The 22,468-nt window shown below is 70.6% G+C and carries 17 protein-coding genes; 11 read left to right on the top strand and 6 right to left on the bottom strand.

Annotated features, from left to right (window positions below; all coding sequences use genetic code 11):
• Positions 1 to 32: 32 nt before the first annotated feature.
• Together H483_RS38850 and H483_RS38245 are read right to left on the bottom strand one after the other, a co-directional pair.
• On the bottom strand, positions 33 to 698 hold the full coding sequence (locus H483_RS38850; protein ID WP_081615222.1) for a SipW-dependent-type signal peptide-containing protein: 666 nt from the start codon (positions 696 to 698) through the stop codon (positions 33 to 35).
• A gap of 82 nt (positions 699 to 780) precedes the next feature.
• Positions 781 to 1,539 (bottom strand): SipW-dependent-type signal peptide-containing protein, encoded by a 759-nt coding sequence (locus tag H483_RS38245; RefSeq protein WP_017837869.1) that lies wholly within the window; start codon positions 1,537 to 1,539, stop codon positions 781 to 783.
• Between the two features lie 389 nt (positions 1,540 to 1,928).
• Here H483_RS38245 and fgd point away from each other — a divergent pair, with 389 nt between their 5' ends.
• The 9 genes from fgd (at position 1,929) to H483_RS39705 (ending at position 13,379) form a co-directional block, all read left to right on the top strand.
• Entirely contained in the window at positions 1,929 to 2,948 is a 1,020-nt protein-coding gene (gene fgd, locus H483_RS34180; protein ID WP_017837868.1) for a glucose-6-phosphate dehydrogenase (coenzyme-F420), read from the top strand.
• Positions 2,945 to 3,583 (top strand): suppressor of fused domain protein, encoded by a 639-nt coding sequence (locus H483_RS34175; RefSeq protein ID WP_017837867.1) that lies wholly within the window; start codon positions 2,945 to 2,947, stop codon positions 3,581 to 3,583. Before fgd ends, H483_RS34175 begins: the two co-directional genes overlap by 4 nt.
• 3 nt (positions 3,584 to 3,586) lie before the next feature.
• Positions 3,587 to 4,213 (top strand): methylated-DNA--[protein]-cysteine S-methyltransferase, encoded by a 627-nt coding sequence (locus H483_RS34170; RefSeq protein WP_238556350.1) that lies wholly within the window; start codon positions 3,587 to 3,589, stop codon positions 4,211 to 4,213.
• 123 nt (positions 4,214 to 4,336) lie between these two features.
• Positions 4,337 to 5,674, top strand: coding sequence for an ergothioneine biosynthesis protein EgtB (gene egtB / locus H483_RS34165; protein WP_017837865.1), 1,338 nt, complete (start codon positions 4,337 to 4,339; stop codon positions 5,672 to 5,674).
• Complete coding sequence (gene egtD / locus H483_RS34160; RefSeq protein ID WP_017837864.1) at positions 5,671 to 6,687, top strand: L-histidine N(alpha)-methyltransferase; 1,017 nt, start codon at positions 5,671 to 5,673, stop codon at positions 6,685 to 6,687. The genes egtB and egtD overlap by 4 nt, the downstream gene beginning before the upstream one ends.
• A 121-nt stretch (positions 6,688 to 6,808) precedes the next feature.
• Positions 6,809 to 8,089 (top strand): HNH endonuclease signature motif containing protein, encoded by a 1,281-nt coding sequence (locus tag H483_RS34155; RefSeq protein WP_017837863.1) that lies wholly within the window; start codon positions 6,809 to 6,811, stop codon positions 8,087 to 8,089.
• A gap of 55 nt (positions 8,090 to 8,144) precedes the next feature.
• Positions 8,145 to 10,451, top strand: a complete 2,307-nt coding sequence (pta, locus tag H483_RS34150) for a phosphate acetyltransferase (RefSeq protein ID WP_017837862.1) — start codon at positions 8,145 to 8,147, stop codon at positions 10,449 to 10,451.
• Positions 10,448 to 11,659 (top strand): acetate kinase, encoded by a 1,212-nt coding sequence (locus H483_RS34145; protein WP_017837861.1) that lies wholly within the window; start codon positions 10,448 to 10,450, stop codon positions 11,657 to 11,659. Before pta ends, H483_RS34145 begins: the two co-directional genes overlap by 4 nt.
• A 97-nt stretch (positions 11,660 to 11,756) precedes the next feature.
• Positions 11,757 to 13,379 (top strand): thrombospondin type 3 repeat-containing protein, encoded by a 1,623-nt coding sequence (locus H483_RS39705; RefSeq protein WP_193746894.1) that lies wholly within the window; start codon positions 11,757 to 11,759, stop codon positions 13,377 to 13,379.
• 95 nt (positions 13,380 to 13,474) lie between these two features.
• Here H483_RS39705 and H483_RS34135 read toward each other — a convergent pair whose 3' ends face one another.
• Genes H483_RS34135 through H483_RS34125 form a run of 3 tightly spaced genes read right to left on the bottom strand, consistent with a single transcriptional unit; the run spans position 13,475 to position 18,515 of the window.
• Positions 13,475 to 15,949, bottom strand: a complete 2,475-nt coding sequence (locus tag H483_RS34135) for a serine/threonine protein kinase (RefSeq protein ID WP_017837860.1) — start codon at positions 15,947 to 15,949, stop codon at positions 13,475 to 13,477.
• Positions 15,946 to 17,052: a glutamate ABC transporter substrate-binding protein gene (locus H483_RS34130; RefSeq protein ID WP_238556349.1), complete on the bottom strand. Its 1,107-nt coding sequence runs from the start codon at positions 17,050 to 17,052 to the stop codon at positions 15,946 to 15,948. Before H483_RS34130 ends, H483_RS34135 begins: the two co-directional genes overlap by 4 nt.
• Positions 17,049 to 18,515 carry a hypothetical protein gene (locus tag H483_RS34125; RefSeq protein ID WP_017837858.1) on the bottom strand — a complete coding sequence of 489 codons (1,467 nt, stop codon included), beginning with the start codon at positions 18,513 to 18,515 and terminating at the stop codon, positions 17,049 to 17,051. Before H483_RS34125 ends, H483_RS34130 begins: the two co-directional genes overlap by 4 nt.
• Positions 18,516 to 18,688: 173 nt before the next feature.
• On the opposite strand from H483_RS34125, the gene H483_RS34120 reads away from it, so the two are divergent.
• Positions 18,689 to 19,771: an NUDIX domain-containing protein gene (locus tag H483_RS34120; protein ID WP_017837857.1), complete on the top strand. Its 1,083-nt coding sequence runs from the start codon at positions 18,689 to 18,691 to the stop codon at positions 19,769 to 19,771.
• 63 nt (positions 19,772 to 19,834) lie between these two features.
• A complete protein-coding gene (locus H483_RS34115) occupies positions 19,835 to 21,655 on the top strand; it encodes an alkaline phosphatase D family protein (RefSeq protein ID WP_017837856.1) in 1,821 nt (606 codons plus the stop codon).
• 48 nt (positions 21,656 to 21,703) lie between these two features.
• Here the strand turns inward: H483_RS34115 and thiE are convergent, their stop codons facing one another.
• Entirely contained in the window at positions 21,704 to 22,429 is a 726-nt protein-coding gene (gene thiE, locus H483_RS34110) for a thiamine phosphate synthase (RefSeq protein ID WP_017837855.1), read from the bottom strand.
• Positions 22,430 to 22,468: the final 39 nt, after the last annotated feature.

Raw genomic sequence — 22,468 nt, 5'->3', positions numbered from 1 at the left:
ACGTCTTCCGAGGTGGGTGCTAAGAGGAACCTCTATCTGGCGGTGGCCAGAAAGTTCCAGTCAAGGGGCCCAGTCGATCCACCTTGTGATCGATCGTCGGCGGCATCGTCGAAGGTGATCCTGAGGCAGATGGAGCGGGCGGTCATGGGCGAATCGAGGGTGAACAGCGTGCCCGTGTCGTCAGTGCTGAGCGGGACCGCGGAGGACGAATAGGTGGAGAGGACCGGCCACGACGGCCTTATCACTCCATTGCATGTCGCAGGCGAAACGTCGAGGAAAGTCACTGACAGGCTGTCAAAGAACGCGTCGTTGGCCACCGTCGGAGTCGCCGGACCTTGAGGGGCTCCACCGTCGGGTATCGATATCGCCGCACTCCCCGTGCTACCTGCCGCCAGGCGGAAGCTCAGTGGGGCCCATACCGTGCTGCCGGGCTTCATCGATGTGGGGGTCACCGTGAAGTTCAGCGGGGCGGCACTGTCAACGGTGGCGTACTCCCGCCAGTTGATCGGCACGGCTAGCTGATCGACAGAGCCTTCTATCGTGATCGAGCTGGTGTTGAACGACGCACTGACCCAGACGTCATCGGACCATGCCGCGAGCGTCGCTGCCGCACCTACGCCGAGAACGACTCCGCCCGCGAGCAGCGCCTTGCGCTTCCTCGCTCTCGCCGCAGATGCGGCACCGACGAACCTAGTCATTCTTATCTCCACTTTTGGGACGACGCCTCCCGGAGGGGGCCAGGGGGACAAGGCCCCCTTCGGGAGGGGAGGAGAACGACGATTAGATGTCTGTCGACTGGCCGTTGAAGACCCACGTCACGGTGGTGGGATCCTCATTGGTCGGCGCAGCGGCGTCGGCTGTTTCGACAGCCAGCTGATTGGCGATCCGAACGGGATCGATCGGCGAAGCGGTCAGCGGCACCGCGCCCAGGGTCACAGCAATACACAGGTGTTGGCGGCCCGGCACGGGGTCTGCAGCTTGATTGGCACCGACCTGGAGAGGGACGGTCACCGGCGGCAGTGGCAGGTTCACGGGCGAACCGGTCGCCAGGCCCGCCCACGTCAACGGACTGAGACCACCTGCTGAGGCGGGGTTGCAGTTCGCGCCGTGGGTTGGCTCTGTGAAGATGCGGTACGTCAGGACACCGGCGTACTTCCCGACGGCCTCCACCGAATCGAGAGTGAAGGTGCCCCCATGGTTGGAATCGGGACTGGTCGCGATCGTGAGCGGGGCGTAGACGGTCTGGCTCGGCGTCATCGACTCCGAGTTGAGATTGAACGACAGTCTCGCGGTCTCGGCCGGGGCGGGGCCACCCAGCCCGTCGTAGTCCGCAAAGGTCGTCCCATTGATGGATCCCTGGAGCTCGAAAGCCCCGGTGTTGAAAAGTCCGTCCGCGAACACATCATCGGACCACGCGGCCAGGGTGATCGCGGCACCGAGGCCGAGGACCACGCCGCCGGCGAGAATCGCCTTGCGCTTGCGGCTGCGCTCCTGCTGCTTGAGCTGGGCGTCAGGGGTGAGGGGGTGGTTGGCGTTCAAGAGACGCGCCTTTCCGTGGGGGCCGGCAGACGGGCCCGGAGTTGATGTGGTGTGTCGGCCCCGTACGTATTCGGACGCTGATCGACGTCGGGCCTCGGCGACCCCGTACGAGGATTGCGCATATTTCTTCATAATCCAATGCGATTGGCAAATCCTTATCGATGCTGCCAGCTGAACCAATCTGTCCGCAGGTAAGCCTAAGTAAATTTCATGTTGGTTAGTCATGCTAACGTTACTCAGGATTTTATCAGCATGTTTCGTGGGGGTCGGGGCGAGGCCGTCTCGGCGTGACGCCCGGAACTCCGGTGCGGCGGCGCTGGCATACTCGGCTGTAGTGCCCCGACAGCGATGTCGGTGAAGTCGCTCACACAACCTCTGAGGAGTCGTCGATGCCCCCCACCTCCGCCCTGAAGCTCGGGTACAAGGCCTCGGCCGAGCAGTTCGGCCCGCGCGATCTGGTCGAGTACGCGGTCCTGGCGGAGCAGTCGGGCATGGACTCGGCCACGGTCTCGGACCATTTCCAGCCGTGGCGTCACGACGGCGGGCACGCCCCGTTCTCCCTCGCGTGGATGACGGCCGTGGGGGAACGCACCGAACGCCTGCAGCTGGGCACCTCAGTGCTCACGCCCACGTTCCGCTACAACCCGGCGGTGCTGGCGCAGGCCTTCGCCACCATGGCGTGCCTCTACCCGGGCCGCGTCTTCCTGGGCGTGGGCACCGGTGAGGCGCTCAACGAGATCGCCACGGGCCACCAGGGGCAGTGGCCCGAGTTCAAGGAGCGGTTCGCTCGCCTGCGCGAATCGGTCCGACTCATGCGCGAGCTGTGGACCGGCGAGACCACCAATTTCGACGGCGACTTCTACACCACCAAGGACGCGTTCCTCTACGACGTGCCCGAGGGTGGGGTGCCGGTCTACATCGCCGCCGGAGGTCCGGTGGTGGCCAAGTACGCCGGCCGGGTGGGCGACGGCTTCATCTGCACCTCGGGCAAGGGCATGGAGCTCTACACCGACAAGCTCCTGCCGGCGGTGGAGGAGGGCGCGGGGATCAACGACCGCGACTCCTCCCTGATCGACCGGATGATAGAGATCAAGATCAGCTATGACCCCGATCCGGCCGCGGCGCTGGAGAACTGCCGTTTCTGGGCGCCGCTGTCGCTGACCCCGGAGCAGAAGCACTCGGTGGACTCGCCGCGGGAGATGGAGCGCCTGGCCGACGAGCTGCCGATCGAGCAGGTGGCCAAGCGGTGGATCGTGGCCTCGGACCCGGACGACGCGGTGGCGCAGGTCAAGCAGTACGTCGACGCCGGCCTGAACCACCTCGTGTTCCACGCGCCCGGCCATGATCAGAAGCGGTTCCTCGACCTGTTCAAGACCGATCTCGAGCCGCGGTTGCGTGAGCTGGCGTGACCGGCGAGAGCACAGTGCCGGGCCCGGGCAAGGCGGACCTCTCCGGTCTCGAGAGCCTCTTCGGCGAGGCCGAGTCGGTTCGCGTCCTGCGCTACCCGCACGAGACGGAAGCCGACGAGGAGGGGCAGACCGCCCAGTGGCACTGCGACGTCGTCGTCGTCGACAACGTCCCCGCGCCCGGGTTCACCACCTACGCCACCGTCGGCGCGCGGCAACTGCCCACCAACGTCACCACGCCCGAGGGGCGGCAAATCCGCAGTGAGTTCGTCACCGTGGGCCGCACCGGCCACCGCGCCATGGCCGACGTCCTGGACGCGTGCGCGCTGGCCGTGGCCTCAGGGTCCATCCACGTGGCGCCGGGTGCGGTGATCCCGAACGCGATGGGGCTGGTCGACTCCGGCCGGCGCTGCGAGCACCTGGTCCTGGCCCCGCCGTTCCTGTGGCCCGAGCTGCAGGTCGTCGACGAGACCGGCGGGCCGGACGGAACCGGGCCCCTGCTCACGCGGCTACAGGCGGTGCCCATCACCACCGCCGAGATGTCGGCGGTCGCCCGCGACGGCGCCGAGACGCTGTTCGAGCGCCTCGACACGGCCGATGCCGACGTCACCAACCCGGACCGGCCGAGCGTGGTCTGAGGCGTGACCTCGACGCGCGGGACCACGGGAAGGGCCGTGCGGGTTCTCGACACGCCCGCCGGATGGGTTGTCGTCGAGGCCACGGCGACCGGTGTGTCGCGCCTGGACCAGGTGGGTCCCGACCCGCTCGGTGCGGACCGGGACCCCGCCCCGGGGTTCCCCGTTGAACCCTCCGACGACGACGACGAGGCGGGCGGCGCCGAGCCCGGTGCCGAGACCGGCGCGGCGGCCGAGCACCTCGATCGGCTGGCGAGCCAGCTCGAGGCCTACTTCGCCGGCCGGTTGCGGGCGTTCGACACCCCCGTGGACTGGGTGGCCGCAGGTGTGCACGATGAGTTCTCCCGCGAGGCCTACCGCGAGATCCAACACATCCCGTACGGAGAGACCTCGACCTACGGCCAGGTCAGCGTGGACGCGGGCCGACCGCGCAACGCCCGCCGGGTGGGCCGGTTGTGCACCCTCGTGCCCGTGCCGTTCCTCATCCCCGTGCACCGGGTCATCCGCGCCGACGGTGGCATGGGCCATTGTCCCGAGTACCGTCTGCGGCTCCTGGATCACGAGCGACGCAATCTCGGCGCGGCGACGCCGGTGCCTTTTGCCGGCGACAGTGTTCGGAACGGCGGCCCCTGACCGCCGGGTCATCCGACGGACTGCTGCTGAGCGCGGGGTCATCCGGAGAGCGGTGGGCACCGAACCACCACGTGGATAGTCTGGCGGCAGCCGGACCACCGACCACGAACCGGGGGAGAGCCCATGACCGTTGGAGACGTCACCACCCAAGGGCCGCAGCCGGTTCCGGGGAGCAGCGCCGGGGCCACGGTCGAGAGATTCCTGCGCGTTCGCCGACTCACCGATCTCCTGGCCTCCCGTCTGAGCGCTGAGGATCAGATCCCCCAGTCGATGACCGCGTCCAGTCCCGCGGCGTGGCATCGGGCGCATACCACGTGGTTCTTCGAGGAGTTCGTGCTCGGCCGTCTGCCGGGGTACACCTCGCCCGAGCCGGTGTTCCGGTTCCTCTTCAACTCCTACTACGAGGCCGTCGGCCCGCGGCAACCCCGGCCCCAGCGCGGGCTCATCACCCGACCGTCGGTGGCGGAGATCGGCGACTTCCGGGCGCGCGTCGACGAGGCGGTGGTGGCCGCACTCGAGGCCGGCCGGGTCGACGACCGCGGGTTGGAACTGCTCGAGCTGGGCTGCCACCATGAGCAGCAGCACCAGGAGCTGATGCTCATGGACGCCAAGCACCTGTTCTCCCACAATCCGACCGACCCCGTCTACGTGCACAGGGCCCCGGACCCGGCTCCTGCCGCGCCGGCCGAGCAGGACTGGCTCGACGTGGTCGAGGGGGTCGCCCAGGTCGGTGCCTCCGACCCCACCGACCCGTCTGATACCACCGGCCGTGCCGGGTTCTCTTACGACAACGAACGCCCGCGTCACCGGGTGTGGGTACCCGGAGGCCAGGTGGCCACCCGGCAGGTCACGGTGGCGGACTGGAAGCGGTTCATGGCCGACGGCGGGTACTCCCGCCCCGAGCTGTGGCTCTCCGACGGGTGGGCCGCCGTGCAGGCCGAGGGCTGGGACGCGCCCGGGTACTGGCGTCGCGAGGACGGCGCCGGGGACTCCGCCGCCACAGACGGGAGTGCCGCCCACGGTGACTGGACCACCTTCACCCTCTCGGGCCGCCGTCCGGTCGTGGACGCCGAGCCCGTCTGCCACGTGTCGTTCTACGAAGCCGACGCGTTCGCGCGCTGGGCCGGGGCCCGACTGCCCACCGAGTTCGAGTGGGAGGTCGCGTCCGCCGGCTGGTTGATCGCCGACGAGCTCGACCCCGACCGGTGCCACCCGCAGCCCGCCACGGAGCGGACGATCGGCGGGGTCTGGGAATGGACCTCCAGCGCCTACCTGCCCTACCCGGGGTTCGTCACCGAGGAGGGTGCGGCGGGCGAGTACAACGGCAAGTTCATGTCCGACCAGCATGTCCTGCGCGGCGGTAGCGCCCTGACCCCGGCGGGTCACACGCGGCCCACCTACCGCAACTTCTTCCCCGCGTCGTCGCGGTGGGCGGCCACCGGACTGAGGCTCGCGCGATGACCGGCGACGAGAACACGCCCGGGGCCACCGCGACGACCAGAACGACGATCACGACGACCACGACGACGAGGCTCGCAGGCCCCGACACCGCCGCCCTCGAGTCGGACCTGCGCGACGGGTTCTTCGCCGACCCGCCGACCGTTCCGCCACGCTGGTTCTACGACGAGAAGGGCAGTGTGCTCTTCGATCAGATCACCAGGGTGGTGGAGTACTACCCCACCCGGGCCGAGGCCGAGATCCTAAGGGCCCGAGGCCGCGAGATCGTGGGCGCGGCCTCGACGGTGGTCGAGCTGGGGGCCGGGACCTGCGAGAAGACCCGAGTGCTCCTCGACGTGTTGACGGACGCTTGCGCGGATGCGCGGTTCGTGCCCGTGGACATCAGCTCCGAGATGCTCGTCGAGAGCTCGCGCGCGCTGGAACAGGAGTATCCGGGCCTGCGGATCGACCCGGTCGTCGGCGACATCACCGCCCTCGAGGGGCCTCTGCCGGGCGAGCCGGGAGGTCGGTTGGTGCTGTTCCTCGGCGGTACCGTCGGCAACTTCAGCGAGTCGCAGCGGGCCGTGTTCTTCCGGATGCTCCGCGCGATCATGGGCCCGGGGGACCGGCTTGCGGTGGGATTCGACCTGGTCAAGAACCCGGACCGGCTGGTGGCGGCCTACGACGACGCCGCCGGCGTCACCGCCGAGTTCAACCTCAACATGCTCGACGTGATCGCCCGGACCGTCGACTGCACGGGCCTCGACCGCAGGGACTTCCGGCACGAGGCCGTGTGGAACGCGGGAGAGAGTCGTATCGAGATGTGGTTGCGCGCGGTGCGTGAGGTGCGGATCGACTTTCCGACGCTCGGTCGGGGCCGGACCCTGGCCGCGGGTGAGGGGATCCGCACCGAGATCGCCCGGAAGTTCGAGCCCCGTGCGCTGGTCGATGAGCTCGCGGGACACGGTTTCGGCGGTGGCGCGGTCTGGACCGACGAGGCCGGGGACTTCGGGCTGGCCGTCGTCGTGGTCGATTAGGGAGCGGCCGCCCGTCCCCCGGGGGCGTCGGGATCCCACGGGGCCGAGGCTCCTGCCCGGCTGGTTTCGGTGCCGTCGCCGCCGCCGGTTCGATGTCGTACGTGTGTTCTATTCTCGGGCCATGCAACAGGAGGAGTGGGACGCGCCGGGGCGGGGGTCGGAGACGGCCCCGCTGGCTGACGTTCTCGCCTTTCTCGAAGCCTCCGTGGAGAATTTGTGCCAGGTCGGCTGGTCGGACCAGGACGCGGATGCGCTGGTCGAGGCTGTGGGCCGGACCGAGATCGTTGTCCGCAGGCTTGAGGCCGCCGGGGCCCGCGCCACTGCCGAACTCGCAGCCCTGCACCGGCGGAAAGGTCGTTCCAGCGGGGGAGTCGCCGCCCTGCTGGCGGAGAACCTGGGGTTATCCAGAGGAGCCGTCCACGGGCGGATCGAGGCGGGCGGGAGGCAGGCCACCCCGGCCGGGCGGGCGGCGGCGGTCGGGGAGATCACCGCCGAGCACGAGCGGGTCATCGCTAAGGCGGTCTCCGGGCTCCCCGGGTCGATCGGCGGGGCCGCGGCGACCCGGTTCGCTGAGGAGCTCACCGAGTTCGCGCGCACCGTCGCTCCGGCAGAGTTGCGGGCCGAGGCCGCCCGGCGCGTTTCGGCCCTGTGCCCTGGCCGCGGCAAGGATCGCGAGGACCATCAGGAACGACAACGGTCGGCGCGGCTCGGCGCGGTCCGGCGCGACGGGACCAGCACTCTGACCATGACGCTGACGCCGCGCGGACGAGCGCTGGTCGAGCGTGCGCTGTGTGACTTCGGCGGACCCGGCGGGGCCGTGGCGGGTGAACCCGGGTCGGACCAGCGAACCCCGGAGCAGCGGGCGCACGACGCGCTCGTGCACCAGTGGGCTCTCGGCTCGACCGTCGACCCCGCCCGGCCCAAGGGGATCGCCACCATCGTGGTGCGCGTAACCCCGGAGCAACTCGAGCACCCCGACGCGCTGGTGGAGACCGACTCCGGTACCCAACTCAGCGTCCGTCAGGCCGTCTCGATGGCCGGGACGCTCCCGTGGTTCGTCTCGTTGCTGCGCGACGGTCTCGAGGAACTGCACCGGATCGACGTCGATTCCCACCCCGGCCGCCGCCTGGCCTCCGCCATTCAGCGCCTGGTTCTGTACGCCGCGCACGGAGGGTGCACCTTTCCGGGATGCTCCGCGCCAGCCAGAAGAAGCCAGTTCCATCATGTGAAGGAGTGGTCGAGAGGCGGGCCGACCACGGTCGGAAACGGTACGTTGGGCTGTCCCGTGCACCACGCCTTCGTCGGTGACGGCCCGTCGGCATGGACCACCCGTGCCGACCCCGCCGCTCCTGGTCGCTGTACCTGGGTGCCGCCCGGGGTCGACAGGCTCACCGATGTCTAGGGCCGCACGGGGTGTACTGGGTGTGCCGGGCCGCTCGCGCTGTCACAATGCCCTCGTGCCCGATTCCGCCGTGCCCGATTCCCCCGTACCCGAGACCCTCCTGGCTGAGCCCTCCGCGCCCACGATCCCGTCCCCGGTTACCGAGGTCCCCCTGTCCTCCTCCGCGGTCTACGTCGCCGCGCCCGAGGGCGACACCGGGAAATCGACCGTCGCTCTGGGCCTGCTGCGGATCCTCGCCGGGACCGTCCAGAGGGTGGGGGTGTTCCGTCCGGTCACCGTCGCGCCACGCGTCGCCGATTCCGGGACCGGACAAGGCGCGGACTCCGCCAAGGGAACAGACCCCGCGCGCGACCGCATCGTGGAGATGCTGCTCCAGCACACCACCGTGGATCTCGACTACGAGGACTGCGTCGGCGTGACCAACGTCCGGGTGCACGAGGATCGCGAGTCGGCGCTCGCCGAGATCGTGGACCGATACCACGTGGTGGCCAGGCAGTGCGATGTGGTGGTGATCCTCGGGACCGATTACACGGGCGTGCCCAGCCCCACCGAGTTCGACTTCAACGCCACCCTCGCGGTGAACCTCGGCGCGCCCGTTCTGCTGGTGCTCCGCGGCGCCGATCGGACTCCGGGGGAGATCGGCACCAACGCCCGATTGACCCTGGAGGAGCTCCGGCAGGAGCACGCCCACCCAGTGGGCGTCGTCGTCAACCGGTGCGACCCTGAGGACCTGGAGGCCGTTCAGGCCGAGCTCGCGCCCCTGGACCTGCCCGCCTGGACGCTGCCCAGCCAGGCCCTTCTCACCGCGCCCACTATGGGCGAACTGGTCGAGGCCGTGGACGGCACGCTCTACTCCGGTGACCCGGCCCTGCTGGACCGCGAGGTCATGAACCTCATGGTGGGCGGGATGACCGGCGAGCGCATTCTGGAGCGGTTGGTGGACGGCATGGTCGTGATCGTGCCCGCCGACCGGACCGATGCCGTGCTCGCGGTCCTCACCGCGCACGCAGCGGAGGGGTTCCCGTCGTTGGCCGGGATGATCTGGAACGGCGGTCTCATGCCGAACGCGGCGATGGACCGACTGGTCAGGGGGATGCGCTCGACGTTGCCGATCGTCTGCACCTCCCACGGCACCTACGACACCGCCCGCCTGGCGGCGGACACACGCGGGCGCGTCTACTCCGGGTCCGGGCGGAAGGTCGAGACGGCGCTGAGCCTGATGGAGACCCACATCGACACCGAGGAGCTGCTGGCCCGTCTGCGCGTGGACACCCCCAGTGTGATGACGCCGCAGATGTTCGAGCACCAGCTCCTAGAGCGTGCCCGCGCGGACAAGCGTCACATCGTGCTCCCCGAGGGTGACGACGACCGCATCCTCCACGCCGCGGGTCGGCTGCTGCGTCGAGATGTCGCCGATCTGACCATCCTGGGCGATTCCGAGACCGTGCGCCGACGCGCGGACGAACTGGGGATCGACCTGGCCGGGGCGCAGATCCTCGATCCGCGACACAGCGAGCACGCCGAGCCGTTCGCCCGGCAGTACGCGACGCTGCGCGAGCACAAGGGCATGACCCTGGACGTCGCCCGCGACCGAATGCTCGACATCTCCTACTTCGCCACCATGATGGTGCACACCGGCCTCGCCGACGGAATGGTCTCCGGCGCCGCCCACACGACCGCGCACACCATCCGGCCCGCACTGGAGATCATCCGGACGAAGCCGGGCGTGAAGACCGTGTCCAGCGTGTTCCTCATGTGCCTGTCCGACCACGTTCTGGCCTTCGGCGACTGCGCTGTGGTCCCCGCTCCGACCGCCGAACAGCTCGCCGACATCGCGTTGTCCTCCGCCGAGACGGCATCCCGGTTCGGCGTGGAGCCACGGGTCGCGCTGCTCTCGTACTCCACCGGCGACTCAGGCAGCGGAGCAGACGTGGACAAGGTGCGCGAGGCCACCGAGATCGTGTGCGCGCGCATCGCCGCCGCGGGCGAGGGGGACCCGGTGGCGGACCTCATGGTGGACGGGCCGCTGCAGTTCGATGCCGCCGTCGACCCCACCGTGGCTCGCAAGAAGATGCCGGACTCGCCGATCGCCGGCCGCGCCACCGTGCTGATCTTCCCCGACCTCAACACGGGCAACAACACCTACAAGGCGGTGCAGCGTACCGCCGGCGCCGTGGCGATCGGCCCGGTCCTGCAGGGGCTCCGCAAGCCCATCAACGACCTCTCGCGTGGTGCGCTGGTCGAGGACATCGTCAACACCGTCGCCATCACCGCCGTTCAGGCGCAGGGCTCAGGCGTTAAGGCGCAGGGCTCGGCCGTTCAGGCGCAGGGCTCGGCCGGCGACCAGGCAGGCGACTCGTGACCCGCGTCCTCGTCATCAACTCGGGGTCGTCCTCCCTTAAGCTTCAGATCATCGACACCGCGGTCGAGGCGGAACTGGCGTGGGCGCTGGTCGAACGGATCGGAGAACCCGTCGGCACCCTGGCCGTGCGTCGCGGTGACCTGGCCGGCTCGCCGGGTGAGGAGAGCACCGTCGAGGCCGCCTTCCCGGACCACACCGCAGCGCTGAGCCGGGTCCTGGAGGAGGCGGGGCGGCTCGGCGCTCACCCCACCGACCTGGGGGTCGAGGCGATCGGCCACAGGGTGGTCCACGGCGGGCCGGACTTCCACGAACCGGTCGAGGTCACTCCCGAGGTGGAGGCGGGCATCGAGAGGCTCGAGCTGCTGGCGCCGCTCCACAATCCCGCCAACCTGCGCGGGATTCGCGTGGCGCGGGATCTGCTTCCGGGCCTGCCGCACGTCGCGGTGTTCGACACGGGGTTCTTCCACACGCTGCCCGCCGCCGCGCACACCTACGCGATCGATCGTGCGGTGGCGAAGGCCTGGGATCTGCGCCGCTACGGTTTCCACGGCACCAGCCACGAATTCGTCTCGCGTCGCACGGCAGAGGTCCTTGGGCGCCCGTACGACGAGGTGAACCAGATCGTGCTGCATCTCGGCAACGGGGCCTCGGCCTCGGCGATCGCCGGCGGTCGGGCGGTCGATACCTCCATGGGGCTCACGCCGCTCGAGGGTCTGGTCATGGGCACCCGTCCCGGTGACCTCGACCCCGGTCTGATCATTCACCTCATCCGCGATCGCGGCATGTCGCCTGAGGACGTCTCCACACTTCTCAACCGTAGGTCGGGTCTGGAAGGGTTGGCGCGGGCGAGTGACTTCCGCGAGTTGCTCGCGCGGGTCGACGATGGTGACCGCGACGCCGCTCTGGCCTACGAGGTGGTCGTCCATCGCCTGCGCCGCTACATCGGCGGATACTGGGCGGTTCTCGGCGACGTCGACGCCATCACCTTCACTGCCGGCGTGGGTGAGAACGTCGCCCGACTGCGTGCGGACGTGTTGTCCACCCTCGGCGGTTGGGGGGTGGAACTCGACCCGCAGGCCAACGAGGACGGGACGGGCGAGCGGATCATCTCGCGCGCCGGTGGCCGGGTCGCGGTCCTGGTGGTCCCGACGGATGAGGAGCTGGCGATCGCCCGGGCGTGCGACACGGTCCTGGGGTTGGGAAGATAGGCTGGCGGTGCGGAGCGCCCTTTACATAAGAACGTTCTTAGTAATAGGGTGTGGGTTCTCCTCCCGCGCGTCAGGCCGGGACTGACGAAGCTGGTCGATGACGAAACCTCCAGGATCCGAGCCTGCCGCCGGATGCGCTGCCGAGAGTGCCGCCGAACCCGCCCGCGAATCGCGGCGCGGCCGGCCACGCCGTCGTCGAAGGAGCGGTCTGATCCCTGTCGCCCTCGCGGCCGCGGTCACCCTGGTGCTCGGCGGAGCATCCGTCGCCCGGGCCGTCTCCGCCTCGCCCCTGGACGCTCATACCGACCTCGAGTTCTCCCTCGACGGCACCACGTGGTCGGACGCGCCGGACCTCGTCCTGGGGTCGTGGGGGTGCGACCTCGCCGGCGGGCCCGCGCACACCGATCCCGAGGGTGCGATCGGGGGCACCCCCGGGGTGGACCCGTGTTCGATGGCGCCGGGCCAGTCGATCGACAGGACCTATCACGTCCGCAACGCCACCTCGACAGGGCGGACCGGGCGATACGCGGTGGGGGTCGGCGACTACCTCGTCTCCGGCGAGGCCGAGTTCGACGTGGGCAGCACCCTCACAGGCGCCGTTGAGGTCGACTCCCGGACCGTGACCCTCTACGGCGCCGACACGCCCCGCGCCGACGAGTCCCCGGCTCGCGGGACTACGGTGGCGGCTCTCGACCTCGCTCCCGGGCAGACGGCGACGGTGGTCGACCAGGTGTCCGTGCCCCTCGATGTGGAGAACTACACGCAGCGGCAGAGCGTGAGTCCGATGATCTGGGTGTCCTTCTCCGACATCGGTGTGGTGGACACCGACGGAGACGGTCTGCCCGACCTCGTCGAGGACCAGCTCGGCCTCGATCCCACCGACCCGGTCAACCGCCTGCCCGACGGCAGGACCGGCCGGAGCTTCGGGCCCGAGCCGTTCCTGCCTTTGGCGTCCGAGGGGAGTGTGCTCGACGTGGATAACTCGACCCTCCCGCCCGGTCTCAGGCTCGAGGACGGGGTCCTGGTGGGCACGCCCACCAGGGCCGGGACCTACGACATCGGGTTCACCGTCACCCTGCCCGACGGGGCCACCTACGAGTCCATACGACGAGTGGTGATCCGTCCCGGACCCGGCGGTGGCTCCGTGGACCTGCCCGACCTCATCTGGCCGGTGGTGATCGTCGGGGTGATCGGACTCATCCTGGGTCCGGCGCTCGGGTCCCTGGGTGGGTCCCTGGGTGGGGTGATCGGGGACTCACTCGGCGGCTCACTCGGTGGAGGGACGGGTGGATGGCCCGGTGGGTCGGCCGGCGGGTCCCCGGACGGGTCCTCCGACGGCTCGGCCTCATCCGGTTCCGCACCCGGCGAGGCTGCGCCCGCCAGCCCCGGACCCGGACCCAGCCCCGGACCCAGCCCCGGACCCAGCCCCGGACCAAGCCCCGGACCCGGCCCCGGCGACTCTGCGCCCGTGTCCCCGCCGCGCTCCCCGTCCTCCCCGGCGGGCCCCGGTGGCACCGGCGAGCTCCCCGCGAACGTGGTGACGCCGCGCGAGGGCGCGCCGTCGTCGGAATGGTCGCGTGCCAACTCCCAGGTGCACGGGTCGCTGGCGGAGACCGGTGTGGGAGCGACGGACCTGCTGCTCTGGGCCCTCACCGCCGCTGCGGCGGGAGTGACCCTGATCCTGCTGGCCAGCCGGCGGCGCCGCGAGCCCGAGAACTGAGACGACGAGAGGTGGGGACCCGAGGGCCGGGGTCCGGACACCGGGAAACCGATCGCCGGGCATCCGAGGTCCGGGGATCCGACACCCTGACGGCGTCAGAACAGGGTTCGAGGCCGGATGCTGTTGGCCTGGTCCACCAACCGGAAGCGCTGCTGTCGGGTCTCGGTGGACCGCGCGAGCGACCGCAACACCGTCTCCGCGCCCGTTCTCAGACCGAACTCGGTGAACGGCACCCCGCGCATCAGTGGCGAAGGTGAGGGGTCGTTTCCGGGGAGCTGGATCCAACTCAGTGCCGTGGTCAGCACGGTGAGGCGGATCTGGACGGCCCGGTGCTCACCGGCGGACAGGTTGGCGACGCGGCGGGCGGCCTCGCGTAGGTGGGATTCCTCGGTCTCCCGCAGGGGCCGCCCCTGGCACAGCAGCAGGATCGCGGTGAGATTGGCCAGGGCCGAGTACCGCGAGTTGGGCGGGACCCGGTCCAGCTCCTCGATCGCTGCCGCGACCTCTCCGCGCCTCTGCAGCTGCCGCGCCAACCCGAATGCGGAACTGACCACCGACCGGTCCACGGACCACACCGTGCGGTAGAAGTGCTCGCTCGACCGCGCCCACCGTGCCCGGTCCGCCTCCGGGCAGACGTCGAGGATGAGCTCGGCGGTCGCCGCGAGCGCCAGCTTGGGCCCGTTCTCCCCCGGCATGGCAGACAACACCTGCTGGAACTTCGGATAGGCACCCACGGGATCCCCCTTGAGCAGGGCGATCACCCCGACGTACCAGACCAGGCGCCACTCCGAGCGGAGCCGATCGGAGTTCTCCTCCAGCAACGCCTCGGCCGAGGCGAGGTCTCCGCTCTCGAGGTAGGCGCGGGCGAGCGACATGATCACCCCCACGCTGTCGTGGGCCTCGGACTCGGAGTCCGAGTACAGCTCGCGGAGCGTGTCGATCCGCTGCTCCACGGAGGTGTAGGAGGTGGCGGCCAGGATGCGCCCGGCGGGATCGGAGGACTCCATCAGCGGCACGGGCAGGGCGTCGACGAGCTCGGCGCCGGTCAGGGTGGTGTCGCGGGCGTGACCGTCGACGAGGAAATCGGTCGGCTCCACCGTGAACAACGTGCCGAACGTGGACCGCTGTGGTGAGAACACCGAGGAGAACGCGGGATGCGGGATCCCGGTACGCAGCGCGAGGACCTCGCGCAAGACGCCCATCAGCTGGCCGGCCATCCCGTTGGCGCTGCGGAACCGGGTGCTCGGGTCCTCGCTGGTGGAGCGCAACAGGAAGCGGTAGAGCGAGTCGTACCGGCTGAACACCGGCTCCTCGACGGGGGAGGGGATCCCGTCTGCGTAGCGGCCGTCGACCACCGGCAGACGGACGATCAACGACGCCAGGGTGCGCCCCACGGTGTAGAGGTCGGAGGCGATGGTGGGGCCGGTCTCGGGGATCTCCGGCGCCTGGAAGCCCGGTGTGCCGTAGATGTGCCCGTAGTCACCGACGCCCGAGACCGCGCCCATGTCGATGAGCTTGACGTGGTCCTCCGTGAGCATGATGTTCTCGGGCTTGAGGTCGTTGTAGACCAGCCCCACGGAGTGCAGGTAGGACAGCGCTGTGAGGGCCTCGAGGACGTACGCGATCGCCTTCTCCACCGGCAGGACGCGGCCGGGCGCCGACCTGCGCACGTCCCGCAGGCTGGGCCCGCCGACGTACTCCATGACGATGTAACCGCCGTGGGTGGGCGAGGTGGCCCAGTCGTCGTGGATGAAGTTGTAGATCCTCACGATCGACGGGTGGGAGAGTTCGGCCAGGATCTCCCGCTCCGCCACCGCCACCTCCTGCGCCTCCGCCTGGTCGGCGTGGAGCAGGCCCTTGAGCACGACCCACCGGTCGGACACGTTGTGGTCGACGGCGAGGTAGATCCAGCCCATCCCACCGTGAGCGAGCGCGCCGCGGACCTCGTACTGGTCGGCCACCACGTCGCCGGGTCGGAGTTCGGGCCGCGGGAGTCGTCCGTCGGAGGCCTCGCACTCCGCCTCGATGTCCTCCGGCGAGAGCATGGCCGAGTGGGGATCCACCGGGATGATGTAGGGCAGGTCCACCAGCCCCTCAGACGCCGGGCTCGGTCGGTCCTCGGGCTTACTGGGCTGTCGCATCCGGAACGGCGCCGAGCCGGCGCGGTCACCGGTGGGCAGGTCGCCGGTTCGGGCGGAGGGCCGCTCCACGGGGACCGCGCGGGTGCGCGACTCGGGGTCCTCGGTGGCGTCCTCGGTGGCCACGGGTCCGGTGACGGCGCCCGCCTCGTCCGCATCGGTGACCGGGGTGCCGCCGGAGTCCTCGAGGTATCCGGTCATCGAGACGACGCCCGTGGCCGCGATGGCGCCGGTCGCCGCCATCGCCCCGGTCGCTTCCATCGCCCCGGTGGCGGGCATCGCGCCGGTGGCGGGCATCGCCCCGGTGGCGGGCATCGCGCCCGTGACGGCCACGGCCGACGTGTCCTGCGTCGGCTCGGGCCGGAACGTGGCCTGGGTTCCGGCGGTCGGCTCGTCGGGGGCGGGTCCGTCATCCGCGCCGCGGTAGCTCATCGCGGTTCCTCCGGCACGTAGGTCGGCGCGGGCATCCCGGGGCTCGGGCCCAGTCCGGAGAGCCAGGTGGAGTACATCTGGTTCCACGTTCCATCGGCCCGGATCCGCTCGAGCGTCGAGTTGACCTGCCGGACCAGACCATCCGTGTCGTTCCCGGGGGTCGACTTGGCGATGCCCACCCCGTACGGCTCCGCGTTGAGCTGCGGGCCGACGATCTCCAGGTACGGATCCTGGGCGGTGATGCCCACCAGGATGGCGTCGTCGGTGGTGATGGCGTCCACCTGGTTCTGTTGGATGGCCACCAGGCAGTCGGCCCACGTGTTGACCGACAGCACCGTGAGCCGGTCCAGCTCCTCCCACAGGCGGGAGGCCGACGTGGTTCCCGCCGCCACGCACACGCGCCGGCCCTCGAGGTGCTCGATCTCGGTGATCCCGGAGCCCCGCACGGCCAGCACTCGCTGGTAGGCGCGGTAATACGGCACCGAGAAGGTGATCACCTCCCGGCGCGCGCAGGTGATGGACATCGACCGGATCACCACGTCGACCTGGTTGTTCTCCAACGCCTCGATCCGATTGGCCGAGGTCAGGGACCGGAACTCCACCTGGCCGGGATCCCCGAAGATGTCCCGGGCGATCTCCCGGGCCAGGTCCACGTCGAAGCCGGTGAGCTGACCGGTGGCCGGGTCACGGAAGGAGAACAGGTTGGACCCCTGGTCCAGGCCCACGATCAACCGTCCCCGATCGCGGATGCGGGGGACGCGTTCCTCGGGTGTGGCGTCATCCGGGCGCAGGCTCGGGAGCGGGTCGCAGGACTCGTCCGCCGAGACCTGGGGTAGCCCGGTCGGACTCTCGGTGGTGACGACCGCTCCGGCCGGGAGCGGCATCACTGCGGAGACCTCGGGGATGCCGACGTAGTCGGATCCGGTCACCACCGAGGCCGTCTCCCGGCCCGACCCGCCGTCGTCACCGCGCGCCTCGTCGTCGTCGTCGACCCCACACGCGCCGGAGACCGCCAGGGCCGCCACCAGGACACCCCCGGTCACCACGCGGGCGGCTCGCCGCCCGGCGCTCCCCCCGGACCGCCACGTCCCCCGCGCACTCACAGGTACTCCCTGATCCGGGGGGCGATCCCCACGATGACGGCGAAGGCGGCGAGCGCGGACAACGCCATGATGAGGTCCGGCCCTGTGGCAGAGGTACGCCGTGCGTTGTCGATACGTGTGCGCAGGGTGTCGCGGGCCTCCTCGATCGCGTCCTGCATCGACTCGTCGAACTCGTCGAAGGCGGCCCCCGAATCGCCCTCGCCCTGTCCCGAGGAGATGAGGATCGCCCCCTGGTAGTCACCTTGCTGATAGAGCGAATCCGCGCGGTTCTGCGCGGCCATCCACTCGTCCAGGGCCTCGATCGCGCTGGTGACGGCGCCGTCTCCGTCCAGGCTGGTGCGGCTGCGGGACTCCTCGTCGGAGTCGAGGTATACGGTCAACGTGTCGCGGACGCCGCCCAGGATGGCGGCCCGTTCGGCCGCGGACCCCTCGGGATCGGTCCGCCTCACCAGGTTCAACGTCTCCTGCGCGCGCACCTTCTGGGCGTTGATCCGCTGTCGGGTCAGTTCGTTCATCGGAGCCGCGCCCTCGGACAGTCCGCGCGCGTTGTTGTTGGCGGCCAGGAACCCGGCGATCATGGTGAGCAGGAAGGTCGCCACCATGAGCACCGAGGCCAGCGCCAACGCGGGGTTGACCCGCCGCCCGGTGATCTTCCACAACCACTGTTGCAGCAGCACCAGCACCGCGATCGCCAGCCCCAGCAGCACGAAGGATCCCCATGGCGGCGAGGACCACTCGCGGTCGGACTCCCCGACGGAAGTCGACTGGCGGTCGTACAGGTCGGCGGCCGCGGGAAGGATCGTGTCCTGCATGAGGGTGGAGGCCGACGCGAGGTACGCCGAACCGACCGGGTTGGCGACCCGGTTGTTGGTCCGGGCCGTCTCCACGAGTCCGGTGTAGGTGGTCAACTGGGCGTTGATGTGCGCGAGTTGGTCGATCGACTCCTCGTCCGAGCGGTCGAGGCCCTGCGAGGCGGCGATGATCGACGCCGAGGAGGCGGCGATGGCCTGCAGGTAGCGATCCCTGAGCTCGGCGGGTTCGATACCCCCGGTGATGAACGCGGTGTTGGCCGCCGAGTCGGCGATGGTCAGGGAGCTGTACAGGGTCTGGGAGGCGTTGGCCACGGGTTCGACCTCGGCCAGCAGGGTCTCGTGGTGGCTCTGGCGTTGGGTGATGGTCTGCGACGCCACGGTGCCGCCGAACAGCACCGCCACGATCGCGACCACCGCGAAGACCGACATCCGACCCGGCGTGGTGAGGGCGTCGTTCCAGAATCGTGCGGCCCGGCGGCGCACCGGACGTCGGCGGCTGAACGCGATGTCCTCGGAGCCGGATCCCACGGACGTGCCCCCGCCGGGACCCCCGCCCGCCCCCGGAGTGGACCCGGAGCGCGCGCCCGGAGTGGAACCCGGCTGCGAGCCGGGCCTCGCGTCGCGTCTCTGCGTGAGGGTCGGGAGGCCCATCTGGTCACTCACCTCCCGGTTCTCTCGCCGCCGATGCCGGGGATCCGGTGGGCGTGTGTCCCAGGTTAGTGAAGTGGCGCGGCGGCGTCGGGCAGACTGGACGAGGAGTGCGCGGTTCCGCCCGATCCGGGGCGGATCCGATCCGGTGAGGCGTCCGGTGGAGTGGAGGACCAGTGGCCACGAGTGAGGGTGACGGTAACGGCTGGGTCGTGTCCGCGGGCGGCGACCGACGATGGGGACGCTTCGGTGCCGCGGGCCTGCTCCTGCGCGCGGCCGATCCGACGGATCCGGACATCCCGCTCGTCCTGTTGCAGCACCGTGCGGTGTGGACGGCCTCCGGTGACACCTGGGCCCTGCCCGGAGGAGCGCGTGACTCCTCGGAGGACGCGTCGCAGGCGGCCCTGCGGGAGACGCAGGAGGAGGCCGAGATCAGGCCCGCCGACGTGGTGGTCCGGGCCGTGCGGGTGACGTCGCGGATGCCCGGCACGGTGTGGCACCGGCCCGGGCTGGACATGCGCCACGTGTCCGAGATGATGCGTCGCCTGCGGCCCGACCAGAAGCACTCGGACGATCCGGCGGTCCGCGCCCGGACGATCCCGCCGCTGGTGCAGGAGTCGACCGACGCGGTGGAGTGGACGTACACGACCGTGGTCGCCGACGCCCCGCGCGCGCTGGAGACGGTGCCGAACAACGAGAGTCTGGAACTGCGGTGGGTGCCCGAGACCCGGGTCGCCGAGCTGCCACTGATGCCCGCGTTCGCCCAGGCCTGGGCGAACGGGCTCCGCTCCCGACCGGTGGAACTCGTGGTGGACGTGGCCAACGTCCTGGGCTCCCGGCCGGACGGGTGGTGGAGGGATCGGGCCGGCGCCACCGCACGTCTGCTCGAGGAGCTGAGTACGACCATGCCCCGGACGATCGAGCTGCCCGACGGGTTCGGGTGGGTGGCCCGCGCGCACGCCGTGATCGAGGGGGCCGCCAGACGGGCCGAGCACTCCGGTCCGTTCGTTGTCCACCGCGCGTCCGGTTCGGGCGACGACGCGATCGTCGACCTCGCCACCGATCTCGCCACGGATCTCGCCCCAGGCATTGATATAGATCTCGATACAGGGTCCTCTGCCGTGCCCGCCGGAGACGGGGCCGGTGAGGGTGAGGCGGGCGGGTCCCGCCGGGTGGTCGTGGTGACGGCCGACCGGGGGCTGCGGGCCAGACTGCCGCAGGGCGTCGTCGCCGTCGGCCCCCGAGCTCTGCTCGACTAGGGACTGCGCCCCTTCCGCTGCCGTAGCACACGTCACGCCGCGGGCCGGGTGCACACTGGTGCAATGAGTCAGCCCCCCACACCGCCCGAGATCCTGGTCGGACCCATACTGCGGTACGTCGACAGCACGGACGCGACGGTGTGGCTCGAGGTGTCCGCGCCGTGCACGGTGACCCTCCGGGCCGGGGACAGCGAGGCCTCCGAGCGATCGTGGGGTGTCCACGGGCACCACTTCGCGGTGCTGCACCTGCGTGATCTCGAGCCGGGGGTCGAGACGCCGTACCAGGTGGCGCTGGACGGCGCGCCCGCCTGGCCCGTGGAACCGGGGCGCCCCAGCGTCATCCGCACCCCGAGGGCCGACGACACCGTCCGCCTGGCTTTCGGCTCCTGTCGACGTGGTGAGAGCCAGACCCCGGTGGCGTTGCGCCGGATCGGGGCCGACGCGCTGGTCGCGCTGGCGCACCAGATGGCCCGCACGCCGCACGACGACTGGCCCGATGCCATGCTGCTGCTCGGCGACCAGGTGTACGCCGACATCCCCAGCCGCGAGATCACCGAGCGGCTGGCCGCGCGTCGCCGTGCCGGTCAGGGGCCGCGGTCGGTGCGCGACTCCGCCGGGGACGGCGGTGACCGCGACGTGTCCGGGGAGATCTGCGACTTCGAGGAGTACTCCTGGCTGTACCACGAGTCGTGGCGGGACCCGGATGTCCGCTGGCTGCTGTCGACCGTGCCCAGCTGCATGATCCTCGACGACCACGACCTGCGCGACGACTGGAACTCCTCGCACGCCTGGCGCCGCGAGATGACGGCCCAGCCGTGGTGGCGCGACCGCGTGAGGGGGGCGTTCGCCAGTTACTTCGTCTACCAGCACCTGGGCAATCTCGCGCCGCGGGAGCTTGAGCAGGACGAGGTGTACCGGGCGGTCCGGGGTGCCCGGTCCGATGCCGAACGCGAACGGATCCTCGACGAGTTCGCCCTGTCCGCCGACGCCGACCGGGGCACCGCGCGGTGGAGCTTCAGTCGCGACTTCGGGCGGGTGCGGGTGGTGATGCTCGACGTGCGGGCCTCCCGCCGGCTGGACCCCGCCGACCGGCGCGTGATGGACCCGCAGGAGTGGGAGTGGGCGCGGGAGGCCTGCCTCGGGGCCGAGGTCGACCACCTGGTGATCGCGTCGTCCCTGCCCGCGTTCATGCTGCCGGCGCTGCATCATCTCGAGGGGTGGAACGAGGCGGTGAGCCGCGACCGGCCGGACAAGCCGCTGAGCGCCCGGATCGGCGAATGGGTGCGGCTGACGGTGGACCTCGAGCACTGGGCGGCCTTCCGCAACAGTTTCGACGACCTGATCGGGTTGCTCACCGAGGTGGCGGCCGGGGATCACGGGCGCGCTCCCGCCTCGATCCTCATGCTGGGCGGCGACGTCCACTGCTCCTACCTCGAGGAGGTCGAGCTCACCGCGCCCCGGGCGCGGAACTCGCCCACCAGGGTCCACCAGTTGGTCATGTCCCCGTTCCGCAATCCTCTACAGAAGTCGATCCGGATGGTCAACCGGATCTCGGTCCGGAATCCCGCGCCCGCGCTGACCCGCCGGCTCGCCGAGGTGGTCGGTGTGCGCGAGCCACAGGTCAGGTGGGACGTCACCGACGGGATCTGGTTCCACAACGGGGTCATGACCCTTGTACTGCGCGGCCGTCGCGCCACCGTCAAGGTGGAACACGCGTACGTGGAGTGGCCCGCACGCGGCCTGGGGAGGGTCCTCACGCTGCTACCCGGTCTGGCGCCGGACTCCTGGGGCCGGAGAGGACGACGACGACGAGGTGGGGACGACCTCGAGGCCAAGCCCCGTCAGGTCCTGCGCAGGACGCTGACCAAGGAGCTCACCGACTGACCGGGCACTCGCCGGCCCGCGACCTGTACCGCCCCGCGTGGTGGCGGGTCAGTCCAGCCCCGAGCGCAGGTCGCGCGCCGCGGCCGTGGGGTCGTCCGCGTCGGTGATCGCGCGGACCACCACCGCCCGCCGGGCTCCCGCGACCAGCACGTCGGGGAGGTTCTGCCGGTTGATCCCGCCGATGGCGAACCAGGGCTTGGCCCCGGGGTGGTCCGCCCTCGCCGCCGCGTGCCCGACCAGGTCCAGGCCCGGAGCGTGGCGGCCGGGCTTGGTGGGCGTGGGCCACACCGGGCCGGTGCAGAAGTAGTCGACCTGCGGGTCCGCCACCGCGGCGTCGACCTCCCCGGGGGCATGGCACGACAGGCCTATCACCACGTCGTCGCCGACCACGCGGCGCGCCCATTCCACCGGCAGGTCGTCCTGGCCCACGTGCAGTACGTCCGCACCCGACGCCACCGCCACGTCGGCGCGGTCGTTGACGGCCAGCAACGCGCCGTGCGAGTCGCACACCTCGCGCATCGCCGCCAGCGCGCGCAGCTCGTGGGCGGCCTCCAGCGGACCGTGCCCACGTTCACCGGGAGAGTTCTTGTCCCGCAGTTGCACGATGTCAACACCACCGGCCAGCGCGGCGGCGACGTCCCGGCGCAGCGCCGGGAAGTCTCCGGACCACCCCTGCTCGCGCGCCTGCTCGTCGAGGTGTCGTCGTGCGTCGATGCAGAGGTAGAGCCGGGCGTCGGCGAGGCGGGAGCGGAGTCGGTCGGCGTGGGTGGTCATGTGCGTAACCGTAGGCGATGGCCCCACTAGGCTGGACGA

Origin of the sequence: Dietzia sp. UCD-THP (assembly GCF_000349585.1) — a bacterium.
Lineage (GTDB): Bacteria > Actinomycetota > Actinomycetes > Mycobacteriales > Mycobacteriaceae > Dietzia > Dietzia natronolimnaea_A.
Note: the sequence above shows the minus strand (reverse complement) of the source record. Positions and strands in the feature narration are given on the sequence as shown.

What these genes read in the sequence shown, in the direction of transcription:
- H483_RS38850 (WP_081615222.1), bottom strand. Translation starts at nt 698, where the DNA reads ATGACTAGGTTCGTCGGTGCCGCATCTGCGGCGAGAGCGAGGAAGCGC.
- fgd (WP_017837868.1), top strand. Translation starts at nt 1,929, where the DNA reads ATGCCCCCCACCTCCGCCCTGAAGCTCGGGTACAAGGCCTCGGCCGAG.
- egtB (WP_017837865.1), top strand. Translation starts at nt 4,337, where the DNA reads ATGACCGTTGGAGACGTCACCACCCAAGGGCCGCAGCCGGTTCCGGGG.
- egtD (WP_017837864.1), top strand. Translation starts at nt 5,671, where the DNA reads ATGACCGGCGACGAGAACACGCCCGGGGCCACCGCGACGACCAGAACG.
- H483_RS34155 (WP_017837863.1), top strand. Translation starts at nt 6,809, where the DNA reads ATGCAACAGGAGGAGTGGGACGCGCCGGGGCGGGGGTCGGAGACGGCC.
- H483_RS39705 (WP_193746894.1), top strand. Translation starts at nt 11,757, where the DNA reads ATGACGAAACCTCCAGGATCCGAGCCTGCCGCCGGATGCGCTGCCGAG.
- H483_RS34135 (WP_017837860.1), bottom strand. Translation starts at nt 15,949, where the DNA reads ATGAGCTACCGCGGCGCGGATGACGGACCCGCCCCCGACGAGCCGACC.
- H483_RS34125 (WP_017837858.1), bottom strand. Translation starts at nt 18,515, where the DNA reads ATGGGCCTCCCGACCCTCACGCAGAGACGCGACGCGAGGCCCGGCTCG.
- H483_RS34115 (WP_017837856.1), top strand. Translation starts at nt 19,835, where the DNA reads ATGAGTCAGCCCCCCACACCGCCCGAGATCCTGGTCGGACCCATACTG.
- thiE (WP_017837855.1), bottom strand. Translation starts at nt 22,429, where the DNA reads ATGACCACCCACGCCGACCGACTCCGCTCCCGCCTCGCCGACGCCCGG.